At 66.3% G+C, this 1,558-nt stretch carries 3 protein-coding genes; 2 read left to right on the forward strand and 1 reads right to left on the reverse strand.

The annotated features are described in order from the left end of the window. Window positions 1–595: glycerol-3-phosphate acyltransferase (locus tag AC4FAH_RS04590; protein ID WP_288989314.1), on the reverse strand; the 595-nt coding region annotated here is incomplete at its 3' end. Between the two features lie 161 nt (window positions 596–756). On the opposite strand from AC4FAH_RS04590, the gene folB reads away from it, so the two are divergent. Both folB and folK read left to right on the forward strand, forming a co-directional pair. Beyond that, a complete protein-coding gene (gene folB, locus AC4FAH_RS04595; RefSeq protein ID WP_043334640.1) occupies window positions 757–1,134 on the forward strand; it encodes a dihydroneopterin aldolase in 378 nt (125 codons plus the stop codon). Further along, window positions 1,131–1,558, forward strand: a 428-nt coding sequence (folK, locus tag AC4FAH_RS04600; RefSeq protein WP_483236703.1) for a 2-amino-4-hydroxy-6-hydroxymethyldihydropteridine diphosphokinase, incomplete at its 3' end; no start/stop codon positions are given. The genes folB and folK, both read left to right, overlap by 4 nt.

A 1,558-nucleotide genomic window follows, 5' to 3' on the forward strand; every position in this document is an offset into this window, starting at 1 on the left:
TCAGGCGGCGCAGATTCAGCGCATGACGAATCACGATCAGGCTGGCGAAGACCAGAATCACGCCGCTCATCTGCGGCGCCAGCCACAGGCTGAACAGGGGCGCCGCCAGCCCGGCCACCAGCGAGGCGATGGCCGCCGTGCGCAGTCGCCAGGCCAGCCCGACCCACAGCGCGGCGCAGCTCAAGGCGACGCCCGGCGCCAGCATCAGCAGCACGCCAAAGGCAGCGGCCACGGCCTTGCCACCGCGATGGCCGCGGTGCCACAGCGGCAGGCTGTGGCCGATCAGCACGGCCAGCCCGATCAATCCCAGTGCCCAGGGCGGCAGCGAGAGCGCCAGCCCCAGCCAGAGTGCCGGCATGCCCTTGGCGGCATCGAAGACCAGCACCAGGGCGGCGGGCAGCGCGCCATGCAATCGCAGCACATTGGAGAAGCCCGGATTGAAGGAGCCCGCCAGGCGTGGGTCGGGCAGTCCCAGTCGCTGACAGATCCACACCGCGCCCAGCACCGAACCGCTGGCATAGGCCACGGCCATCAGCAGGCTCAGCTGTTGCCAGGCGGCCAGTTGCGCGGCCCACTCGATCAGGCCCGTCAGCATGCTGTCGACTCGCTGCGTGCCCGAGGTGTCGCACACAGGCAGGGAGAGAGGGGCAGGCAGCTTGGCCAAGCAGGGGCCGGGTGCAGTAGAATCAGTCGCATGATGGCGGGGCCTTGGGCGTCGTTTTTATTCGTTCATTCGACAAGCATAGAGGTAACGCCGTGGATCGTGTGCTGATCGAGGCTCTGGCCGTGGAAACCGTGATTGGTGTCTATGACTGGGAGCGTACCATTCGCCAGCGTCTGGTGATGGATCTGGAAATGGCCACGGATATTCGTGCCGCAGCTGCCGACGATGACCTGACGCACACCCTGGACTACGCCGCCATCAGCGCGCGCATCCAGACCTTCGCCGAAGAAAGCCACTTCGAGCTGGTGGAAACCTTCGCCGAGCGCCTGGCAGCGCTGCTGCGTGAAGAGTTCGGCATTCCCTGGCTGACCATGACGGTGCGCAAGCCGGGCGCCGTGCCGGAAGCCGCCGCCGTTGGCGTGCGCATCGTGCGCGGCAGCCTCGAGACCGTCTCGGATGCGCCGGCATGAGTCTGGTACTGATCTCCATCGGTAGCAATATCGAGCGCGAGCATCATGTGCGGGTCTGCCTGGATGCGCTGGAGGCGACCTTCGGCAACCTGACGCTGTCCTCCGTCTACGAGAGCGAGCCGGTGGGCTTCGTCGACGGGCGCAACTTCCTCAATCTGGTCGCGGGTTTCGAGAGTGACTGGAGCGTCGGCGAATTGCAGGCCTGGTGCAAGCAGCTCGAGCTGGCCAATGGTCGCCTCAAGAACAGCGCCAAGTTCAGTCCGCGCACCCTGGATCTGGACCTGCTGACCGTCGGTACCCTGACCGGGGAGGTCGATGGCGTGATGCTGCCGCGCGATGAGGTCGATCGCAATGCCTTCGTGCTGCTGCCGCTGGCCGAGTCGTTCGGCGAAGAGCGCCACCCCGTCACCGGCGAGGATTACGC

It is taken from the genome of Cobetia sp. (assembly GCF_983723665.1).